The following is a 21135-nucleotide window of genomic DNA, read 5'->3' on the forward strand; positions in this document are numbered from 1 at the left end:
GGCTCGACGCCATGAGGCTGCGCGACACGACTGTGGTCTTCTTGTGCGCATTCTTGGGCGTGGTGGCGTTGCTTGTGCCGATGCCCGTCTTCGGCGGTCCGTACGAGGGCATCCCTGACGGCGAAGTCGAGTGGACGTGCGCGGTGCCGCCGCTGAGCCTGGCTCCGCCCGACGTAGACCTTGATGAGGTGCGCGAGGCCGTGGCGGACGCGCACGTCACCGCCAGCACGACCGGCCGGCCGTACATCGCTCCGGCGAGCCGACATCCGCTGTGCGGCGGGTTGGCCCGCACACAGGTTGTCTTGGGGTTGCTCGCCCTGGCCGGAGCGTTCTGGCGTGGACGGTCGTGGTGGCGCGACACCGCCGATACCCGGGCCGAGAAGCGCTTCAAGCGACTCCACGCCGGCGCCGAGAACCCCAAGGGCGGCAACCGCATCTTCCGCTAGCGCAGGGACATCAACCAAGCAGGTCAGCGCTTCGCAAGCGCCTGTCCATGTGGTACTCCCACATGCGGGTGACGACCGCTGCAGCTTCCTGGGTATCAGCAGAGCGCGGTGCATCGAGCACCGAGTTCACCTGTCCGGCGATGATCGACCGCAGCAGGACGAGCGCCCCTGCTCCCAGAGAGCGCCCATGCCGGTGGGTCTCGCACGTGACGCCGCCCTGTGCCGGGTCGAACGCGACGATGGCCGCATCGTCGCAGCCGCTGCCCACGACGCATTCGTTGAGCTGCGGCGCCGTGCCCTCGTGGGCCAGCAGGCGCAGCAGGAATGCCGGCAGCAACATCTCGGAACTCGCAAGATCCAAGCGGCCGAGCGCCCCCACCAGCATCTGGTACGGCACCGGATCATCGCCCCGGTCATGAACTGACTGGTCCACTGCCTCGGCGAGGGTCATAGCGGTGCCCAACCGGTCGAGATCCTCGCGAAGCCCGGGCCATCGGTCCAGCGTTACCGCGCCGGTGACGATGTCGAGTTCGCCCCGGCCCCGATATAGCTGCAGGTCGACGTGACGCAGCGGCTCGACATGCCCCGCGAGGCGGCTGCGGGTTCGCCGAGCGCCCTTCGCCACAGCGCGCACCTTGCCGTGCCCCGAGGTGATGATCGTGATGATCCGATCGGCCTCGCCGAGCTTGATGGTGCGGAGCACCACTCCCCGGTCCCGGTACTGCATCTGCGGGGACATCCCCTTCGCTGTCTCAGCTGAGTGCTGCTGCGGCGTCTGCGCAGCATTCCCCAGTGTGGCTCTAGCTCAGTGTGGCTCTAGCGATTCAGGCCGCCGAACCGCCGATCCCGCGCCTGGTAGATGCAGATGGCATCGAACAGGTCATCCCGCCGGAAGTCCGGCCAGAGAGTGTCAGTGAACACCAGCTCGCTGTATGCCATCTGCCACAACAAGAAATTCGACACCCGGTTCTCGCCCGAGGTTCGGATCATGAGGTCCACGTCGGGCATCTGCGCGTCGTAGAGGTGCTTCGCCAGCGACGCCTCGTCCACGTCATCTGGCGACACGCCGGCGCGCACGAGGGCCGCGGCAGCGTCGGCGATCTCTGCGCGCCCGCCGTAGTTGAACGCGACCGTGAACGTGAGACCGGTGTTTGCCGCCGTGAGCTCGACGGCCTCGTCAATACGAGCCTGCACACGCTTGGGCACGCGCGTGTCGCGCCGGCCGACGAAGCGGATCCGTACGTTCCGCTCGTGCAGTTCCTGGCTGCGCCGTACCAGCAGCGACTCGTTGAAGCCCATGAGGAAGCGCACTTCTGATGGCGGGCGACGCCAGTTCTCCGTGCTGAACGCATACACGGTGAGCCACTTCAAACCGATATCGGCCGCGCCCTCGACCGTGTCGATCAGGGCCTCCTCACCCGCTGCATGACCTTCAGTTCGCGGTAGCCCGCGCGCTTGCGCCCAGCGTCCGTTGCCGTCCATCACACAGGCCACGTGAGTCGGCAGGCGCGACAGATCAATTCCCGCACCTCGGTTCACACTGCGCAGGGTAGAACCCCGGTCGCCGCGGATCACCACGCCCATCGGGAAATGCCTCGCATCGAAGAACCGGTCGTCTCGTACCGTTACCGCAACCGACTGACGGGAGGCCGATGTCCGACGAGCCATGGGACCTCGATCCTGTAGCCGACGCCTACGACGCCGCTGCGGCCCTCGACGATGCGATCTCGGCACTCGGCCACGACGGCGAGCAGCGTCCGGGCCAAGCCGAGATGGCGGCTGCGGTAGTAACGGCCATCAACGATGGGGGCACGCTGTTGTGCCAGGCGGGCACCGGCGTGGGCAAGTCGCTCGCCTACCTCGTGCCGGCAGCGCTCGCTGCTGCCAGCGGCCGTCGCGTCGTCATCGCCACAGCCACGCTGGCACTGCAGGACCAGTTGGTCACCAAGGATCTGCCGCTCGTCGCGGCGGGACTGGCGCAGCGACTCGGACACCCGGTTCGTTGGGAGCTGCTGAAGGGACGCAACAACTACCTGTGCCGCCACCGTTGGGAGGAACACGCGCAGCAGCAGCTCGACATTGATGATGGCCCGGTCTCTGCCGCCGATATAGGCCGCGGTCAACAGCTCGCCGAGATCGGCCGGTGGGTCCGCCTGACGCGCACCGGCGACCGGTCCGAACTGGCAGTGGCGCCAGATGGTCGCGTGTGGTCATCAGTGTCGGTGAACAGCACCGAGTGCGTCGGCGCCGAGCGTTGCCCGCAGGGCCATCGCTGCTTCGCAGAAGAAGCACGAGCCCGATCCGCCCGAGCAGACATTGTGGTGACCAACCAGCACCTGTATTGCATCGATCTGTTCGGCGACGGGTACCTGTTCGGTCCCCACGACGCCGTCGTGTTTGACGAAGCACACCAGCTCGAGACGGTGGTCACCCAGGTTGCCGGCCTGGAGATCACGCCCGCAGGCTTCGCTCGGCTGGCGTCCGAAGCGCGCGGCGTGGGAGCAGGCGGCGCGGCGGCAGATGCCGTGGCGGACATGGCGACACGCCTGACGAGCGAACTCGAGCCGCTGCGTGATACCCGGCTGGGAGCAATCACGGGCGATCTGGCGAGCTTGCTCGAAGTCGCGGACGGAAGGGTTGAGCAATTGGCTGCCGAGTTGCGGTCTGCCAACAGTGCCGACAGTGCCGATCTCGAGCGGCTGCGTGTCGCTCGGATGGCAGCTGAATCCCTCACGGCATTGCGCGTCGCCGCTGACCCTCCCGCGGGCACTGTCATCCTGGTGGAAGGGCGGGGACGGCTTCGGCTCGCCCCGCTCGATGTCGGCGACCTGCTCGCGAGCCGACTGTGGGGTCGACAGGCGTGTGTACTCACCAGCGCGACGCTCGGCCCGCACTTTGTCCAGCGACTCGGCGTGCCAGCCGCCGACCACACCTACCTCGCAGTGCAAAGCCCGTTCGACTACCGGTCCAATGCGCTGCTGTACTGCGCCAAGCACCTGCCCGCACCGACCCAGGAGGCTCACCGGGCCGCTGCAACTGAGGAATTAGCCGCGCTGATCTCAGCGGTCGGAGGGCGCACGCTTGCGCTGTTCACGAGCTGGCGCGCACTCAACGACACTGCGGACGCGCTCGGGGAGGTGTTGAGCGACATCCGAATACTGCGACAGGGAGGCGACCTGTCCAACACCGCCCTTCTGGAGGCACTGGGCAACGACTCTGCAACCGTCGTGTGCGGCACGATGAGCTTTTGGCAGGGTGTGGACGTCGCCGGGCCGGCCCTGTCGCTGCTGGCCATCGATCGTCTCCCGTTCACTCGTCCCAACGAACCGCTCGCGGCGGCCCGGCGCGAAGCGGCAGGCAGCGACGCATTCATGACCGTCGACGTGCCCAACGCCGCGGATCTGCTGGCCCAGGGCGCGGGCCGGCTCATCCGCACAACCGTCGATCGCGGCGTTGTCGCGGTGCTGGACTCCCGACTCGCTACTGCCGGCTACCGGGCGCGGCTGTTGGATCCGCTGCCGCCGATGCGCCGCAGCATCGACCGAGACGAAACGCTCGAGTTCCTGAACGCCATCAGAGAACTCCACGACCGCTGAGCCAGCCTTGAGAGCCGGCGCTTCTCAGGGGTGCGGGCTCGAGGGCGCCTCTGGAGCGAGCATGCGTGCGACCGCATCGGGGGTGCGCTGCCAGTCCGGCTCGACGCGTACCCGCAGTTCCAGGTAGACCCCGTCGAGACCGAGTTCGCGGCGTGCCGCAGTGCCCACCTCTCGCAGCATCTGTCCGCCCCGTCCGATGACGATGCCCTTTTGCGAGGGCCGTTCCACGGCGATGTCGCAGCGGATGCGGTCGGGCTCCCACTGCGTGACGCGGACCGCGATGCTGTATGGCAGCTCGTCCGCCAAGCGTGCCAACAGCTGCTCGCGCACGGCCTCGGAAATGCGCCATGCGTCGGGCAGATCGGTGATGCTCTCGGGGGGAAAATAGGCTGGGCCCTCCCCTAAGCCGGACGCAAAATGCTCAAGCAGCGCGTCGGTGCCCTCACCCGTCCTTCCCGACACTGGGAAGTATGCGCCGGCATCGAGCTCCGCGGCCGCAGCCAGCTGCGCTGCCACCTGGGCCCTTGATGCCCGGTCGCACTTGGTGACAGCAATGACGGTGGAGGTACCCGTGGGCAAGGAATCCCAGATCAATCGGTCGCCACGACCCAAGGGCGCTGTGGCGTCGAGGACCATGCAGATCACATCGGGTGGCTCGAGGTCGGCTAACGCAGTCCGTGCGGTCTCGTTCAGCTTCTCGCCGAGCGGCGTGACCGGCTTGCCGATGCCAGGCGTGTCGACGAACACGATCTGGGCATCTGGCAGGTGCCGCACGCCCATGACGCGCAGTCGCGTGGTCTGCGGCTTGGCGGAGGTGATGCTGACCTTGGCACCGACGAGGCAGTTCAACAAGGTGGACTTGCCCGCATTGGGACGACCCACCAGTGTCACGAAGCCTGAACGCATCGCTGGCCCCGGAACTACCCAGAACCCGTAGAGTCAGCGCCCCGCCGAGCCCCGACGAGGTTGATGCGTCTGCCTTCCACCTCAAGGGCGGACAGGCACCAGCCGTCGAGTTCGGTGGTCTCACCTGTCTCGGGCACGTGACCCATGCGGTCGAGCACAAGGCCGCCGACCGTGTCCCAGTCGCCCTCAGGCAGGCGCAGTTCCAACACCTCGGCCAGTTGCGACGCCGGCAGCCGTCCGGAGAACAGGAACGCATCATCGCCAAGCACTTGAACCAGAGCCTCGTCGGCGTCGTACTCGTCGACGATTTCCCCGACCAGCTCCTCGATGATGTCCTCGAGCGTGACCAGTCCCGCCACACCGCCGTACTCATCGACCGCGATGGCCAGGTGCGACTTGGACTCTTGCATCTCGCGCATCAGGTCGCTGACCCGCTTCGTCTCAGGCACGAAGGTGGCGGGGCGCAGCACCTGTGCGCATGTCACCACTCCGTCGGAGCCGATTCCGTGCAGGTGGGCGGCGACGAGATCCTTCGCCAGCACGATGCCTTGGAGATCGTCGACGCTGACACCGGTCACGGGCAGCCGGGTAAAGCCAGAGGCGATGACCTTCTCCAGAGCATCGGCGACGCTGTCGCCGATGCTCACGGTGATCATGTCGGGTCGGGGCACCATCACCTCCCGCACGATCGTGTCCCCGAGTCCCATGATCTGCCCGATCAGCTCGGCCTCGCTGTCTTCGATCAGCCTGGCTTGGGCTGCTGCCGACGCCAGGGCGACCAACTCGTCCTCGGTGACCTCACCGCTGTCGCCGTGTGTCGCTGCGGGTCCGAGCGCTTTCGCGGGCACTGCCAGCAGTCGGGCCAGCCACACGAGCGGCCCGGTGCGGCTCAGTACGCGTGCGACCGGCGCGAGCACCCGCGCCATGCGATCGTTCGCCTCTACCCCCCAACGGCGGGGCACCGCCTCGGTGACCACGAACAACGCGACTGAGGTCACGGCGATCGCGGCGATGATGCCCGCTGCACCCGTCCGGCTTGCGGCGATCCAGGTGACGCCTCCCACAAGCGTCACCTGCGCCAGTACTCGCAGCAGCGAGACAGGTCCCAGCACTACCTCGCGGTCTTCCACCAGCTGTTCCAACGACGCCTTCGGGGGGGCGCTCGAGTGGCCATTGTCGCGGTCGCCGTTGTGCCGTTCGCTGTTTCCGTCCGCCTCATCCAGACCTGAGGCACGGGCGCGCCCCAGACGAATGAAGGTCGCCTCGATCAATCGCAGGAACATGGCTGCCGTAAGCAGGACTGCTGCCGCGACCGCGCCGAGCACCCAGTTCATGAACGGCTCCACAATCTGCGAAGGTGCTCGGTCTCACGGGCGCGCATGGCCGCAGCCGCGGCAGGCTCGACGTGGTCCATGCCGAGCAAGTGCAGCACACCGTGCACGACCAGGAGATCGATTTCCGCTGTGACGCTGCCGTCATGCCCCGGACGGGACCCAGCCCCTGCCGCAGCATTCGATGCGGCGACCGCCGGGCACACAACCACATCGCCGACCAGCACATTGCCGACCAGAACATCACCCGCATCTGGAGCGCTCGACGCGTGTGTGCCGGCCACAAGATCGATCGGGAACGCCAGCACATCCGTCGGTCCGGTGTGACCCATGTGAGCTTTGTTCAGCTGTGCCATTTCTTCAGAACCGACAAATGTCACAGCAGTTTCCGAACCCGGCGGCACGCCCTCGGCATCGAGCACATCGCGCACCAACGCTCGATAGCGCTCCGAGTCGAGCCGGACATCGCTCTGGCGATCTGCAATCAGCACTCCGCCCTCGCCGGGAGAACCCGCACAGCCGCCGACCGGCTCGGCGCAGCTCGCAGCCGTGCGCTGCGACCCGGCTCGCTCACTCGGTGCCGTTGCGTTTCGCGTCACGTCGGTCATAGGCCTCCACGATGTCGCCGACGATGCGATGCCGGGTGATGTCGCGCCGGCCGAGGCGTGCAAAGGCAAGTCCGGGAATCCCGTCCAGTGCTTTCTCCACGTCAAGCAGGCCACTCTTGCCGCCCGGAACGTCGATCTGGGTCCGGTCGCCTGTCACGACCACTTTGGAGCCGAAACCGATGCGGGTCAGGAACATCTTCATTTGCTCAGGCGTGGTGTTCTGCGCCTCGTCCAAGATGATGAAGCTGTCGTTGAGGGTCCGACCGCGCATGAACGCCAGCGGCGCAACGTCGATGGTCTTGCGTTCGAGAAGCTTCGCGGCGGCTTCCACATCAAGCATGTCGTAGAGCGAGTCATACAGGGGCGCCAGGTACGGGTCGATTTTGGCCATCAGATCGCCGGGCAGGAAACCGAGTCGCTCACCCGCCTCCACCGCGGGCCGAGTGAGCACGATGCGCCGCACGGTTTTGGACATCAGCGCGTCGACGGCCAGCGCCACGGCCAGCCACGTCTTGCCCGTGCCGGCAGGTCCGACGGCGAACGTCACGATGTTCGACCGAATCAATTCCACGTAGCGCTTCTGGCCAGCGCTCTTGGCACGAACCACCCTGCCGTTGGGAGCGCGCAAGATCGGAGCAGAGAGCACATCGCTCGGGCTCTCGTCGGCTTCGACCATGTCGATGACGCGGTCGAGCACTTCAGGCTCGATCCGTTGGCCGGCTTCAAGGACGTGAACCATCTCTTCGAAGACTTGCCCGACGAGCGCTGCGCTCGGGCCCGCCACGGTGATCTCGTTGCCGCGCACATGGATGTCGGCATCTGCGAAGTGGTCCGCGACGAGCCGCAAGTGCTCGTCGCGCTGGCCCAGCACGCCGACCATGAGGTGGTTGCCCGGAACGTGAATCCGAACCTGGGTGTCGGTCACAGGGCTTAGGTACCTGCGCTCAACGGCCCAGCGCTCATTGACACGGGGCGCCAAGACGGCAATCGGGGGTGCCGACGGATGGTGCGGTCACGATGCGGCCAAGGCTAGTCCGCAACCGAGAACGCACATCGGCCACTTGTTTGGCTCAGGACCGCAGACCGGCAAATATCTCCTTGCACGCCGGGCACACCGGGAAGCGCTCGCCGTCGCGGGTGGGCACCCACTTCTTGCCACACAGCGCCACGACCTCTCGACCGCTGACGGCCGAGCGCGTCAGCGCCGTCTTGCTGACGTAGTGGGAAAAGCGGTCATGGTCGCCTTCGGTCTCACGGGTGTCCGGACGCTCAATGACGTCAGGACTGCTAGCGACATTCGCGCCGACGTTCTGGATGGCCACTTCGCTGCTCCGGGTCCGCTCCGGGGTTTGCCTCTGCCGGTGCCAACGGTACGGCAGTAATGTGCCCAATCGCGCCGCAACCGCACCGGCGGTGCACGCGTGCGTCGAAGGGCAGCCCAGACCCAGCATGGCTAGGACTTCCTCCCCGGTCGCCGAAGACGGCGTGAAGGGCACAGAACTTCAGGCGTCGCGATGAGCACTGATGCCCAAGGTGCTCGGCTCGACTCGGCTGCGGGGTGGGTAGTCGCACTGTCGGCTGCGCTCGCAACGTTCGCTGTGTTCGGCGTGGCCTACAGCTTTGGCGCCTTCTTCGCTGAAGTTCGGGCCGAGTTCGGCGTGGACCGCAGCCAAACGGCACTGCTCTTCTCCCTGACGACGTTTGCGTACTTCACGCTGGGGATCTTCACGGGCAGGCTCGCCGACCGCTTTGGGCCGCGCCGGGTATTGCTCACCGGCGCGTTCGTGATGTTGGGTGGGCTGTGGCTGACCTCGATGACGAACAACATCTGGCTCGCGTACCTCACCTACGGGGCCGGTGTCGGGATTGGCGTTGCCTGCGCCTACGTACCAATGGTGGCGGTCGTCGGCGGGTGGTTCGAGCGCAGGCGAGTTGCTGCACTGGGTGTGGCCGTTGCCGGAATCGGCGTGGGCACGCTCGTGGGATCGCCAACCGCCGAGGCCCTTGTAGAGGCTTACGGGTGGCGATCCAGTTACCGGATCTTGGCGGTCGCAGCAACTGCGCTCATGCTGGTGGCGGCGATCGGGGCACGCCGCCCCCCGATGCACACCGACACTGCAGAGCTGCCGCGTCTCTCCGCGCTGATGCGGGGCCGGGCGCTCATGTTCACATTCCTGTACGCGTCGGTGCTCGTCCTGAGCGCGAGCCTCTTTATGCCCTTCGTGTACCTGCCCGACTACGTGTCGGGCCTCGGCAGGACTGGCGGCGCGACCCTGGTGGGCATCATCGGCGGCGCGTCGGTAGTAGGCCGGCTCGGTTTGGGGGCGCTCGGGGCCTTTGTCCCCCTGATGCGTCTGTATCAGCTCTCGTTCTTCACGATGGCGCTCAGCTATCTGCTGTGGCTGGGCTCCGAGGCGAACCCGTGGATGCTGCTCACGTTCGCCATCGTCATGGGCCTCAGCTACGGCGGCTTCATCGCATTGTCCCCGGCAGTGGCCGCGATGTTGTTCGGCCCAGTCGGGCTCGGCGGCGTGCTCGGAGCGCTGTACACCGCCGCTGGAGTCGGGGCGATGATCGGCCCACCGGTACTCGGCCTGCTGATCGATGCCAGGGGCTACAACGCCACGATCACTATTGCGATGCTCGTGGGCTTCGCTGCCGTACCGCTGCTGATTGCAGCTGAACGGCTCGCACGCTCGCGCCCCGCGGCATTTGGTCCACAAGCGGCAACGCAGCGCCCGCCACCCAAATCAACGGCAGCCGCTCATCCCCCCTCAGGCAAACCCGTACACGTTCCCGCGTACGGAACGCTCGGTCCCGCTGCCATCGATTCGGTCCTGCTGCTGTCATTCGGCGGACCCAAAGGCCCGGACGACGTCATGCCGTTCCTTCAGAACGTGACTCGGGGGCGCGAGGTGCAGCCGGAACGTCTTGCCAAGGTGGAGATGCAATACCTCCGCCACGGCGGCGTCAGCCCCATCAATGAGCAGAACCGCTCGCTGTTGGCGGACGTGTCGTCAGAGCTGGCTCGACGAGGCAGCCCGCTGGCGTGCTACTGGGGCAACCGCAACTGGCATCCCTACCTGCGGGACACAGTCGGCCAAATGGTTGCCGAGGGTCGCCGTCACGCAGTGGTGATCGTGACGTCGGCGTTCAGCTCGTACTCAGGCTGCCGCCAATACCACGAGGATCTTGCGCAAGCCGCGAGCGACGTGCCCAACGCGCCGCAGCTGTCCCGGTTTCGGGTCTACGGCAATCATCCCGGGTTCGCTGGAGCTGTCGCCGAACGCATCCGCGAGGCGCTCGACGGAGCGCATCTGCGAAGCGACGTACACACCCTGTTCAGCGCACACAGCCTGCCGAGCCGGATGGCGGCGTCCTGTAACTACGAGGCCGAGCTTCGCGATGTCGCCGAGGCCGTTGCCGATATGGCAGGCCTCGCTGGCGAGATCGAGATCGTGTACCAGTCCCGCAGTGGCCCCCCGCAGGTGCCGTGGCTGGAACCCGATGTCAACGACCGCCTCACCCAGCTCGGTTCGCAGGGATGCCGCGCAGTCCTCGTCGTGCCGCTCGGATTCACCTCAGACCACATGGAAGTGCTCGTCGACCTCGACACGAGGGCACGTACGACGGCCGCTCGCGCAGGCATCACCATGGTGCGTGCCCGCACGGTCGGCACTCATCCGCTGTTCATTTCAGCGCTCGTCGATCTCGTCGAAGAGACCGCTGGGCTGCGTACCGACAGGCCCACGGTCGGTCGCCTCGGTCCACGACCCGACATCTGTGCCCCAGGCTGCTGTCCCCTAGAGCGCTTCGGCTAACCGTCAGCCGCAGCCGCTGGTCGCTCCGCAGGACCGGCAAGCGAAGCACGAACCGACGCGCACCATCCGATCGCCGCAGGTCATGCACAGCGGTGCGTCCCGGTGACCGCGTGCCTCGGAGCGCTCCGACGGAGGATCCGGAGCCGGCTCGGCGCCGATTGCGCTCTCGACGGAAGCACTCTCGAGTCCTGGCAATGGCGGATCGGTGCGCTCGTCGACGCTGAGCACCCCCAGTTCGCTGCGCTCGTCCAACGACAGGTACTCGAGCGCCAAGCGGCGGAAGATGTAGTCGACGATGCTGGTTGCGATACGAAGCTCGGGATCGTCGGTGAGCCCCGCCGGTTCGAACCGCATGTTGGTGAAGGCCTCGACATAGGAGCGCAGCGGCACCCCGTACTGCAGGCCATGGCTCACCGAGATGGCGAACGCGTCCATGATCCCGGCCAGCGTGGAGCCCTGTTTTGCCACGGTGAGGAATATCTCCCCTGGCCGTCCGTCGTCATACTCGCCGACCGTCATGTAGCCGTGGCAGTCGGTGACGCGGAAGGAGGACGTGCGCGACCGGCGACTGCGCGGCAACCGATTGCGCGGTGGTGCCGGCGCTCCCCGCAGCGCCGCGTCGGCGTTGGCCGCGTGGGCCACGGCGGCCGTTGGCGCGGGCCCGACGGACAATGGCTGGCTCACCTTGCAGTTGTCGCGGTAAATCGCTACTGCTTTGAGGCCGAGCCGCCACGATTCGGTGAGGAGGTCCTCTATGTCGCCCACGGTGGCCGATTCCGGAAGGTTCACCGTTTTGGAGATCGCGCCCGACACGAATGGCTGGCAGGCGGCCATCATCGCGACATGGCCCTGCGGCGAGATCACGTCGTCCCCGATCGAGCAGGCGAACACAGCGCGGTCTGCGTCCGACAGATGCGGCGCACCGGAGATGTGCCCGGTTTCGAGGATGTGCGCCTCGATATCGGCGATTTCCGGCAGCGAGTATCCCAGCCTCCCAAGGGCGACGGGCACTGTCGAGTTCACGATGCGCAAGTCGCCGCCACCGACCAGCTTCTTGTGCTTCACCAAGCCCAGGTCGGGCTCGATCCCGGTGGTGTCGCAGTCCATCATGAACGAGATCGTGCCCGTGGGCGCGATGACGGTGGCCTGAGAATTCCTGACGCCGTGAGCCTCACAACCATCTACTGCACGGTCCCATCGCTCGCGTGCAGCCGATCGCAGCTCGACTACCAGAGCGGGCAGTCCGTTCTCTGAGGAAACGCTGTCGACGGCTTCCGTGCGGTCTGGGCAGGCCTCGATGCGTTTGAGCGCGTCGCGATGCCGGCGCAGCACGCCGCTCATCGCTTCTGCGTTGGGCGCGTAGCCGTCGAACGCTCCGAGTCGTTCAGCCAGATCAGCGGAGGTGGCGTAGGCCTCCCCGCACATGAGCGCCGTGATCGACGCTGCGAGCGCCCTCGCTTGCGGCGAGTCGTACGGGAGGCCCGCTGCCATCAGCAGCGCCCCCAGGTTCGTGAAGCCCAGACCGAGCTGGCGGAAGCGGCGGGACGTCTCGCCGATGAGATCAGTCGGGTAGTCGGCGTGGCTGACCAGCACGTCCTGCGCAATAAACGTGATTCGTACTGCTTGACGAAAGCCCTCGACGTCGAAGTCGCAGCCGGGTGCGGTGCCCACGTGATCCCCGAAGAAGGGCAGCAGGTTGATGCTTGCCAAGTTGCAGGCCGAATTGTCGAGGTGGACATACTCGCTGCATGGATTGCTGGCGTTGATCGGACCGTGAGCCGGCGCGGTGTGCCAGCTGTTGATCGTGGTCGAGAACTGCACGCCGGGATCTGCACACTCCCAGGACGCCTGGGCAATCTGGCGAAGCAGGTCCCGCGCCCCCATCACCGAAGTCACCTCGCCGTTCGTGCGGGCGCGCAGCTCCCAGGAGGCATCGGCCTCCACCGCTGCCATGAACTCGTTGGACAGCCGAACCGAGTTGTTCGCATTCTGGTACTGCACCGAGAACGAATCGACGCCGTCGAGATCCATGTCGAAGCCTGCGGCGGACAACGCTCGCGCCTTGCGCTCTTCGCGTGCCTTGCACCACACGAAAGCCTCAATGTCAGGGTGGTCGGCGTCGAGCAGCACCATCTTGGCTGCGCGACGGGTCTTGCCGCCGCTGCGAATCGTCCCCGCTGACGCGTCGGCGCCCCGCATGAAGCTGACCGGGCCACTTGCAGTCCCACCGCCCGACAGGAGTTCGCACGAGGCTCGCAGCGCCGACAGATTCACGCCGGCTCCCGATCCGCCCTTGAAGATGCGGCCCTCAGTGACGTACCACTCCAGGATCGACTCCATCTCGTCGTCGACGGCGAGGATGAAGCACGCCGACGCCTGCTGGGGCACGTCCCGCACGCCGATGTTGAACCACACCGGGCTGTTGAAGGCCACTCGCTGATGCAGCAACAGCCACGCCAGCTCCGCCTCGAAGGTGGTGGCCTCTTCAGGCGATTCGAAATAGCCATCGCTGGATGCCCAGCGGGTGATCGTGCCCGCAACGCGGTCGATGACCTGGCGCAGCGAATGCTCTCGCTCTGGGGTGCCGAGGGTGCCACGGAAGTACTTCTGGGCAACGATATTGACCGCTGTGGGACTCCAATCGGCAGGGAATTCGACGTCGGGCTGCGAGAACGCAACCGACCCGTCGACCGCGTTGGTGATGGACGCGTTGAAGCGTTCCCACCGCACGGCGTCGTAAGGGTGAGTGCCGGCAACGGTGAAATGCCGACGCAACCGCATTGGCGCGCCCTCAGGGCGGCGGCCGGGGTCTGCCCCCTGCACTCGCTGCGCCTCGGTCATCGCCACGTGCCGTCAACCCCCTGCACAAGTGTCGCGAGCCGGTATCGATTCGCGGGTACATGGCTGCCGAACCTTCCGGCCACCATAGACAGGCGCACCCTACGGCCGCCTGCCTGTGGAATGGAAGTGGGCAACGTCGGGGCTTTCATGGGGATATTCCTGTGCACAACTGGCGAGCGGTGTGGATAACCGCCCACGGAGGTGCCGGCATCAAACGCCACGCAGGAATTGCGTGACAGCCCCGTGAGCAGGGGACAGTGCTGGCCTCCCGGTCGGGCCACCACAGACATCCTCCTCCCGAACTGGCGCTTCTGACAATATGTTTTCCACAGCCCCTGTGGATGAGTGCCGTAGCCCGGGACGTTCGGTGGATCCAACGGTGGCAGACTCGCCGCGTGCACCGGCTGTACCCGCTGCCTCCGGGACCCGTCAACGCGGAGCGAGCCGCCGGTCCGCGGCGTTCACCGCACGCCGACCGTCCCTGGGTGATGCTCAACATGGTGGCGAGCATCGACGGGGCCGCCGCGGTCGACGGTCTGTCGCGGGGACTCTCGAGCGAAGCCGACAAGGCATTGTTCGTCGCCCTGCGCGCCCAAGCCGACATCGTCCTGGTCGGTGCCCGCACGGCGAACGCCGAGCGATATGGCCCAGCGCGGCGATCTGGGGCCCGCATTGCAGTGGTCAGCGGCTCACTCAGCGTCGACCCGGACTTGCCGCTGTTCCGGTCGCCGTCCGATCCGGCGACCGCACCGTTGCCTCTGGTGGTGACAACTGCCAACGCTGACCCTGAAGCCGCGGCGCGGCTGGCAGATCGCGCCGACGTCGTGCCCGCTGGCACCGAGTCAGTGGATCTGCATGCGGCGTTGAGGCACCTCGGCTCGCTGGGAGCCCGCGTCGTACTGTGCGAAGGTGGGCCAGCCCTCAACGCCAGCTTGCTGGCAGCCGATCTTGTAGACGAAGTGAATCTGACGCACGCCCCGCTGGCCGTGGGAGACGAGGCCCCACGCATCGCCACCGCGCCAGTGGGCGGCTCAACGCCCCCAGGACCACGCGAGTACGCGCTGGAGCACGTCATCACCCAAGACGGTGTGCTCTTCGTGCGCTGGATCCGCTCCCGGCACTGAAGTCTCGAACAAATGCGCGCCATATCGAACATTCGTTGCTAGTGTAGTGCTTGGAACGAGAGTTCCGGCTCGACGGACGATGGTGAGCCAACTCGGCGGCTTCGCCCAGCGGATTCGCCCGACACGGCTCACTCAGGCGTACTTCTCCAGGAGGATCACCATGAAGACGGCTAGTGCTGCGGACCGGCGGGTCGCACATCTCGGAGAGCGCCAGCGCGCCATGCTCGAGTTCATCGACGAGATACAGCGCGAGCGCGGTTACCCGCCGTCGGTGCGAGAGATCGGCGAGGCAGTCAACCTCAGCTCGCCTGCAACCGTCCACCGCCACTTACGAACGCTTGAGGCAGACGGTTGGCTCCGGCGCGACCCGTCACGGCCCAGAGCACTCATCGTCAACTTCGACTGGCAGACGGGCGTGAAGGGAGAGCGACGGCCGACCCGTCATGTGCCTCTCATCGGCGACGTCGCCGCCGGTACCGACGTGCTCGCCCAGCAAAACGTTGAAGAACTGCTGCCACTGCCCGCCGACTTCACAGGCAGCGGTGAATTGTTCATGCTGCGAGTGCGGGGCGACTCGATGATTGATGCCGGCATCTGGGACCGCGACTATGTCGTAGCCCGTCACCAACCCGATGCCGAATCGGGTGACATCGTTGTCGCGGGCATCGATGGCGAGGAGGGCACCGTCAAGCGCTACCGGCGCGCCGACGATCAAATTGTTCTTGAACCGGCCAATCCCGATCACCACCCGATCGTCCGCCCCGCCGCCGAGGTCACGATCTACGGCAAGGTGGTGACGGTCATCCGGCGCCTTTAGGCGCCGGTGCGAACGACACGGCGCCGCCTTTAGCGGCGGACCGTCAAATACGGCGCCGCTTGTAGCCGCGGACTGCCAAACACGGCGCTTCGGCACGCCGTGTGCTCAACTTGGCTGGTGTTCACGGTCCTGACGCAGCCGCCTGAAGATCTCGATGTCGCGTCCCGGGTGTGGATCCCGATCCGATCCGGCACGGTCTTCACCGATCCCACAGGCGGCTTGGCCAGCGGCTCGACGGTACCAGTCGGCGACGGATCGCCTCGCGCCCTATTTCTGGGAGTGCTCGACGGGCAGGGCGTGTGGGCAGTCGACATGGATCCCGCTGACGGACCGCCGCTGGACGAGGGTGATCTCGAGCCCGTTCCGCTGCGAAAGCTCTACGGCCGCATCCCCGACGAGCTCTGGCAGATCGCCGGCCGCGCAACCCAGATCGTGGAGTTCGAACGAACCCACCGCTATTGCGGACGTTGCGGGAGCCCGACGAACACGAATGCCGCCGACCGGGCGAAGGTCTGCGGCGAGTGCGGGCATATGGCGTTTCCGAGGCTCAGCCCGGCCATGATCGTGCTCGTCGAGCGTGGCCCCGAGGTACTCCTCGCATGGGGCCGGCAATTCCCCGGACGCTTCTACAGCGCACTTGCGGGCTTCGTCGAACCCGGTGAGAGCCTCGAGGATGCCGTGTTCCGGGAGGTACGCGAAGAAGTCGCTATCTCGGTGAGCGACGTGCGCTATTTCGGAAGCCAGCCGTGGCCCTTCCCGCACTCGTTGATGTGTGGCTTCACTTGCCAATGGCAAGCAGGCGAGATCGAGATTGATCCTGAAGAGATCGTCGAAGCCGGTTGGTACACCGCTGACAATCTGCCTCCCTGCCCGCGTGGAGGCATGTCGATCGCAGGCTGGCTGATCGACGACTGGCTCAATCGCACAGGCGGCGCCTAGGCGCCGCTCGGCTCACCTGGGCAAACTCAGCGCCTAGCTGCGGTGCCAGCTCGCGCCGTCAGGGCCATCGGACACCACGATACCCGCAGCGGCCAAGTCGGCGCGAATGCGGTCGGCGTTGTCGAAGTCGCGAGCTGCGCGCGCCGCTTCCCGATCTGCAAGCAATGCCTCGACCTCGGCGTCGGAAAGCTCGACATCGGTGCGAATGCGGTCGCCGTCGTCTCCGCAGGTGAGACCGAGGACGCTAAGCAGATGCAGCGCCGTACGAGCCCAGCGCGCAGCCTCTCGAGGCTGTTCGGCATCGAGAGAGGCGTTCGCGCGGCGCACCAGCCGGAAGATCACATCGAGCGCGGTCGGCGTGGAGAAATCGTCGTCCATCGCCGCTGCAAACGCCGCGGCCGCTTCGACATCTAGATCGGGTGCTGCGCCGGCCTCGATTTCGGGCCGTCGCAGTGTGGCCCCCACCTCCTGGGCGATGCCTGCAGCCGCGACTCGGCGCGCGAACGCATCGAGGCGGCTGACGGCGCTGCGCGCCGCCTCAAGCGCATCGGACCCCATCTCCATCGCTCGCCGGTAGTGGGTCTGCAGCACCAACAAGCGGACCGCGCGAGCCCCCACAGCGTCTATGGCGTCAGCGAGCTGGGTGTAGTTGCCGAGTGATTTCGCCATCTTCTGGCTGCCGACGTTCACCATTGCGCTGTGTACCCAGTAACGAGCGAACGACTCGCCAACAGCAGTCACCTGCGCCCATTCGTTCTGGTGATGCGGGAAGACCAGGTCGTCTCCCCCGCCGTGAATGTCGAAGCCGGGCCCGAGCGCGCTGAGCGACATCGCCACGCACTCGGTATGCCAGCCGGGCCTGCCCTCTCCCCACGGAGTCGCCCAGCGCGGCTCCCCCGGTCGGGCGGCCTTCCAGAGCGCAAAGTCGAGCGGCGAGCGCTTATCGGGATCGACTTCGATACGTGCGCCGGCGTCAGCGGCGAGTTGCTCGGAGGTCCGGCCGGCCAGCTGGCCATACCCGGGGGCTGAATCCACGGCGAAGTACACGCCCTTGCCGGGAATGTCATACGCAACCCCGAGCGACCGAAGCTCAGCGATCACGTCGATCATCTGGGAGATGAAGTGCGTGGCATGAGGCCTCGAATGCGGCCGGAGTACACCGAGACGATCCATCTGTTCGTCATATGCCGCCGTGAACTCTGTCGCGACATCGGCCTCCGAGCGTTTCTCACGCTGGGCCCGTTCCACGATCCTGTCGTCGATGTCGGTGACATTCGATGCGACCGTGACATCGAATCCGGCCCAAGACAGGTAGCGCCGCACCATGTCGTAGGTCAGCGCTGTGCGGCCATGGCCAAGGTGTGGCACGTCATAGACCGTCGGACCGCAGACATACATCGAGACCTCGTCCGGCGTACGCGGGACGAAGGCGGTCTTGCGCCGCGTCATCGTGTCGAAGATCTGCAAACTCACTGTTGCCGGGGTCCCGATCGGGGTGCAAGGGTACCGATGAGCTCTACGGCGAACCCCTGGAAATTCCCCATGAGTCCTCACAGTGCCGTCCTGTGCCACAAAACGGCGAGCAAATCCTGACACGGCATGCTCTCAGGCCTCGCCATACTGGCTGTCGTGCCCACGCTCCTCTACAAGCTCGGTCGGGCGTGTGCCATCCATCGACTCCGGACCGTCGCAGTCTGGGTCGTCTTAGCCGTCTCGCTGCTGGTTGCCAACCATGTCTACGGCGGCGAGTTCGGTCGGAGCATCGAATTGCCCGGTTCGGACAGCGAGCGCGCCCACGAGTTGTTGCGTTCAGGCTTCGGAACCGATTCCGGCACGACTGCACTGGTCGTCGTGCAAGCACCTGCGGGATCGACGCTGGCAGATCCGCCGCAGACCGTGGCCATCGCGATGCTGCGCGCAACCCTCGCCGAGAATCCGGACGTTGCCTTCGTGGACGGGCCGCACCCGGGCGACCTTACGCGCCCGGTCGGGGGCACGAGCAATGACGGCTCCCGCATCATGCGCAAGCAGCCCGCTGTCAGCCCCGACGGCACCATTGGGCTGATTTCGGTCAGGCTGCGCCCTGACGTCGAGACCTCATCGCATGTCACGGAACGATTGGAGGCAACGGGCGACGCTGCCATCGCAAACTTTGGTGCCGGGACCTTGCGGGTGACCTACGGCGGCGACCTCTACCGGGAGATCCGAGAACCCGAGACCGGCTTGGGCGAGGCAGTCGGACTCCTTGCCGCAGTCGTCATCCTGCTGGTGGCATTCGGCAGCATCGTCGCGATGGGCTTGCCGGTCGGCCTGGCCCTGTTCGGCATCGGCATCGGGGTCTTCGGGCTTATGGGTTTGCTGGCATTGGGCCTTCCCGTTCCCGACTGGGCGCCGAACATGGCCATGATGATCGGCCTCGGCGTCGGCATCGACTACGCCTTGTTCATCGTCACGCGTTTCCGGGAGGGTTTGGCCGACGGCCTCACCGTTCCCGATGCCGCCGGTCGCGCGAATGCCACTGCGGGCTTGGCGGTAGTTGTCGCCGGCGGCACTGTCGTCATCGCCATCTTGGGCCTGATCATGTCCTGGGTGCCGTTCATGACGGCTGCCGCGGTGTCGGTCTCGGTGGTTGTAGCGCTGATGGTGGTGGCATCAATCACGGTGCTCCCAGCTCTGCTGGGGTGGGTAGGGCCACGCCTCGGCGCCCGCCGCCGGCGCAGCCGCGGACCCGGCTCGGAACGCTTCGCCAGGATTCGGAGGAGGTTGCAGTCGTGGCGTGGGGGGACCGGGGACATTCATCCCGTCTGGCACCGTTGGGGAGCGCACGTGTCGGCGCACGCCCGCGCGTACTTCGTGAGCACGCTGTCCCTGCTCATCGTGCTGTCTGCACCGGTCATATGGCTCCGGCTGGGTTTTCCCGACCAAGGCAACGACGACCCCAACAGCACGACGCGGCAGGCATACGACCTGCTCGCGGAGGGTTTCGGGCCGGGCTTCAACGGCCCGCTGATCATCGCGGCCGACACCACACGCACAACACCCGCCGAGCTGTCACAGCTGACCGCCGCTGTGGGGGCCGATCCTGGCATCGCTGCTGTAACGCCGCCGCTGTACTCGCAGGTCGGTGATGCTGCCACCCTCACCGCATTCCCCACGACGGCACCGCAGGACGAGGCAACGGTCGAGACCCTCGAACGACTGAGAAGCGAGCTCCTTCCGATGGTGCTGAGGGACCCTGACGCTGCCCACATTGGCGGCGCCACGGCCACCCTCGCTGATGTGTCGAAGCGTGTCACCGACCGGCTGCCCTACTTCATTTCCGCAGTCGTCGTGCTGAGCTTCTTGATGCTGATCCTGGTGTTCCGGTCGCTGCTCGTCCCGCTCAAGGCAGCGATCTTGAACCTGCTGTCGATCGGCGCCGCCTACGGCGTGATGGTGGCCGTGTTCCAGTGGGGCTGGGGCCTGCGCTTGGTGGGGCTGGCCGAGCCGGTGCCAATCGTCTCATTCCTGCCGATGTTCACCTTCGCGGTGCTGTTCGGCCTGTCGATGGACTACGAGGTCTTCTTGCTGAGCCGCATCCGGGAGAACTATCTCTCCAGCGGCGACAACGCCCTCAGCGTCGTCAGCGGCATCGCGAACACGGCTCGGGTCATCACGTCGGCTGCGCTGATCATGATCTCCGTGTTCATCGGCTTTGTGAGCAACGCAGATCCCGTGCTCAAGATGATGGGGCTCAGCCTCGCGACTGCCATCGCCGTCGACGCCACCGTCATCCGCATGGTGCTTGTGCCAGCGTCGATGAAGCTGCTGGGGGATGCGAATTGGTGGTTCCCACGATGGCTGGCAAGGCTGCCCAGCCTCCACATCGACGGCGAACGGCGCTTGCCGCCGCGTGAGTACGCCCAAGCGGCTACGGAAGCGCGGACTGGCTGAGGGAGCTGGTCACGCCCCAGACCGCCAGGTTGTGGAATGCGTGCAGGGCCAGGCCCGCCCACCACCCATAGCGCACTCGCGCGATGGTGAACATAAGGCCCAGCCACATCTGCGGGCTCACCACGAGCGGCGCCACGATGATCGCGGCGACGGAGAGATTCACGTCGTAGTTGCTGAGGTGTACGAAGCCGAACGCTGCTATCGAGCACCACACCGGCCAGCCCGGGTGAGATGACCACCACCCAGCGGCGCTGTCGCGCCAGGTCGGGGGGGTCGGGGCACTCTCGTTCTCAGCGGCGTCTCGCGTCACCCCGACGATGAGCGACTGGATCCACAACACGCCGGATGCGATCACGATGATCCCGAACACCGCAGCGACGGCGATGACCGGCCCGTCGCCTCCTGCGAAGTTCAGGACTCCGATCGCTCCCGTGGCCGCGAGTACCCCCAAGCGCAGGCGGCCGGCAAGCGGGAGCCGGAACACAAGCTCTTCGACAACCGGCGCCAGCAGCGCCACGAGCACGAATTGCTCAACGAGGGGTCGCTTGAGGAGTTCGGACTCCAGGGTGTTGTCATAGCCCACCATTGACGCAATCAGCGAGACTGCGAGCAAGGCGATCGAGCCGCCGAGACCGATCACGAAGAGGAGGGCAAGGCCTCCCGGCCAGCGGCCCCGAACCGCCGCGCTGCGCCAGTCTGGGCGGACGCCGAAGCGCGGGCTGATCGTGCTCCACACGCCCCCTGGCGCACCGGCGTCAGCGGGTGGAACTTCC

General features: G+C 66.3%; 17 protein-coding genes. 7 read left to right on the forward strand and 10 right to left on the reverse strand.

The genetic code is table 11. The features are described from left to right. Window positions 1-11: 11 nt before the first annotated feature. Window positions 12-446: a hypothetical protein gene (locus tag ACOQPH_RS06650; protein WP_420623925.1), complete on the forward strand. Its 435-nt coding sequence runs from the start codon at window positions 12-14 to the stop codon at window positions 444-446. A gap of 10 nt (window positions 447-456) precedes the next feature. Here the strand turns inward: ACOQPH_RS06650 and recO are convergent, their stop codons facing one another. Beyond that, complete coding sequence (gene recO, locus ACOQPH_RS06655) at window positions 457-1185, reverse strand: DNA repair protein RecO (RefSeq protein ID WP_420623926.1); 729 nt, start codon at window positions 1183-1185, stop codon at window positions 457-459. Window positions 1186-1262: 77 nt separating this feature from the next. Continuing rightward, the gene (gene uppS, locus ACOQPH_RS06660) at window positions 1263-2114 is read right to left on the reverse strand and encodes a polyprenyl diphosphate synthase (RefSeq protein ID WP_420623927.1); all 852 of its coding nucleotides are present in this window, start codon (window positions 2112-2114) and stop codon (window positions 1263-1265) included. Here uppS and ACOQPH_RS06665 point away from each other — a divergent pair. After that, window positions 2099-4042: an ATP-dependent DNA helicase gene (locus ACOQPH_RS06665; RefSeq protein WP_420623928.1), complete on the forward strand. Its 1944-nt coding sequence runs from the start codon at window positions 2099-2101 to the stop codon at window positions 4040-4042. The genes uppS and ACOQPH_RS06665 overlap by 16 nt on opposite strands. Window positions 4043-4066: 24 nt before the next feature. Here ACOQPH_RS06665 and era read toward each other — a convergent pair whose 3' ends face one another. From era to ACOQPH_RS06690, 5 genes are all read right to left on the reverse strand, one after another. Then, complete coding sequence (era, locus tag ACOQPH_RS06670; RefSeq protein WP_420623929.1) at window positions 4067-4948, reverse strand: GTPase Era; 882 nt, start codon at window positions 4946-4948, stop codon at window positions 4067-4069. A 14-nt stretch (window positions 4949-4962) separates the two neighbouring features. Next, window positions 4963-6282, reverse strand: a complete 1320-nt coding sequence (locus ACOQPH_RS06675; protein ID WP_420623930.1) for a hemolysin family protein — start codon at window positions 6280-6282, stop codon at window positions 4963-4965. Continuing rightward, window positions 6279-6887 carry an rRNA maturation RNase YbeY gene (gene ybeY / locus ACOQPH_RS06680; protein ID WP_420623931.1) on the reverse strand — a complete coding sequence of 203 codons (609 nt, stop codon included), beginning with the start codon at window positions 6885-6887 and terminating at the stop codon, window positions 6279-6281. Before ybeY ends, ACOQPH_RS06675 begins: the two co-directional genes overlap by 4 nt. Beyond that, on the reverse strand, window positions 6850-7812 hold the full coding sequence (locus ACOQPH_RS06685; protein ID WP_420623932.1) for a PhoH family protein: 963 nt from the start codon (window positions 7810-7812) through the stop codon (window positions 6850-6852). Before ACOQPH_RS06685 ends, ybeY begins: the two co-directional genes overlap by 38 nt. Before the next feature lie 145 nt (window positions 7813-7957). Continuing rightward, complete coding sequence (locus ACOQPH_RS06690; protein WP_420623933.1) at window positions 7958-8209, reverse strand: DUF3039 domain-containing protein; 252 nt, start codon at window positions 8207-8209, stop codon at window positions 7958-7960. Window positions 8210-8401: 192 nt separating this feature from the next. On the opposite strand from ACOQPH_RS06690, the gene hemH reads away from it, so the two are divergent. Beyond that, entirely contained in the window at window positions 8402-10708 is a 2307-nt protein-coding gene (gene hemH / locus ACOQPH_RS06695) for a ferrochelatase (RefSeq protein ID WP_420623934.1), read from the forward strand. A gap of 3 nt (window positions 10709-10711) precedes the next feature. Here the strand turns inward: hemH and ACOQPH_RS06700 are convergent, their stop codons facing one another. Then, the gene (locus ACOQPH_RS06700) at window positions 10712-13549 is read right to left on the reverse strand and encodes a vitamin B12-dependent ribonucleotide reductase (protein WP_420624321.1); all 2838 of its coding nucleotides are present in this window, start codon (window positions 13547-13549) and stop codon (window positions 10712-10714) included. Between the two features lie 395 nt (window positions 13550-13944). Between ACOQPH_RS06700 and ACOQPH_RS06705 the strand changes: the two genes are divergently transcribed. The 3 genes from ACOQPH_RS06705 to nudC all read left to right on the forward strand — a co-directional run bounded on the left by ACOQPH_RS06705 (window position 13945) and on the right by nudC (window position 16429). Further along, window positions 13945-14673 carry a dihydrofolate reductase family protein gene (locus ACOQPH_RS06705; protein WP_420623935.1) on the forward strand — a complete coding sequence of 243 codons (729 nt, stop codon included), beginning with the start codon at window positions 13945-13947 and terminating at the stop codon, window positions 14671-14673. A gap of 160 nt (window positions 14674-14833) precedes the next feature. Next, entirely contained in the window at window positions 14834-15490 is a 657-nt protein-coding gene (lexA, locus tag ACOQPH_RS06710) for a transcriptional repressor LexA (protein WP_420623936.1), read from the forward strand. Window positions 15491-15607: 117 nt separating this feature from the next. Then, complete coding sequence (gene nudC, locus ACOQPH_RS06715) at window positions 15608-16429, forward strand: NAD(+) diphosphatase (RefSeq protein ID WP_420623937.1); 822 nt, start codon at window positions 15608-15610, stop codon at window positions 16427-16429. A 33-nt stretch (window positions 16430-16462) separates the two neighbouring features. Here nudC and cysS read toward each other — a convergent pair whose 3' ends face one another. After that, on the reverse strand, window positions 16463-17902 hold the full coding sequence (gene cysS / locus ACOQPH_RS06720) for a cysteine--tRNA ligase (protein WP_420623938.1): 1440 nt from the start codon (window positions 17900-17902) through the stop codon (window positions 16463-16465). A 126-nt stretch (window positions 17903-18028) separates the two neighbouring features. Here cysS and ACOQPH_RS06725 point away from each other — a divergent pair, with 126 nt between their 5' ends. After that, window positions 18029-20362: an MMPL family transporter gene (locus tag ACOQPH_RS06725; RefSeq protein ID WP_420623939.1), complete on the forward strand. Its 2334-nt coding sequence runs from the start codon at window positions 18029-18031 to the stop codon at window positions 20360-20362. On the opposite strand, the gene ACOQPH_RS06730 is transcribed toward ACOQPH_RS06725, so the two are convergent. Then, window positions 20340-21098, reverse strand: coding sequence for a hypothetical protein (locus ACOQPH_RS06730; protein WP_420623940.1), 759 nt, complete (start codon window positions 21096-21098; stop codon window positions 20340-20342). The genes ACOQPH_RS06725 and ACOQPH_RS06730 overlap by 23 nt on opposite strands. Between the last annotated feature and the right edge of the window lie 37 nt (window positions 21099-21135).

Source organism: Candidatus Poriferisodalis sp., assembly GCF_965221945.1.
GTDB lineage: Bacteria > Actinomycetota > Acidimicrobiia > Acidimicrobiales > Poriferisodalaceae > Poriferisodalis.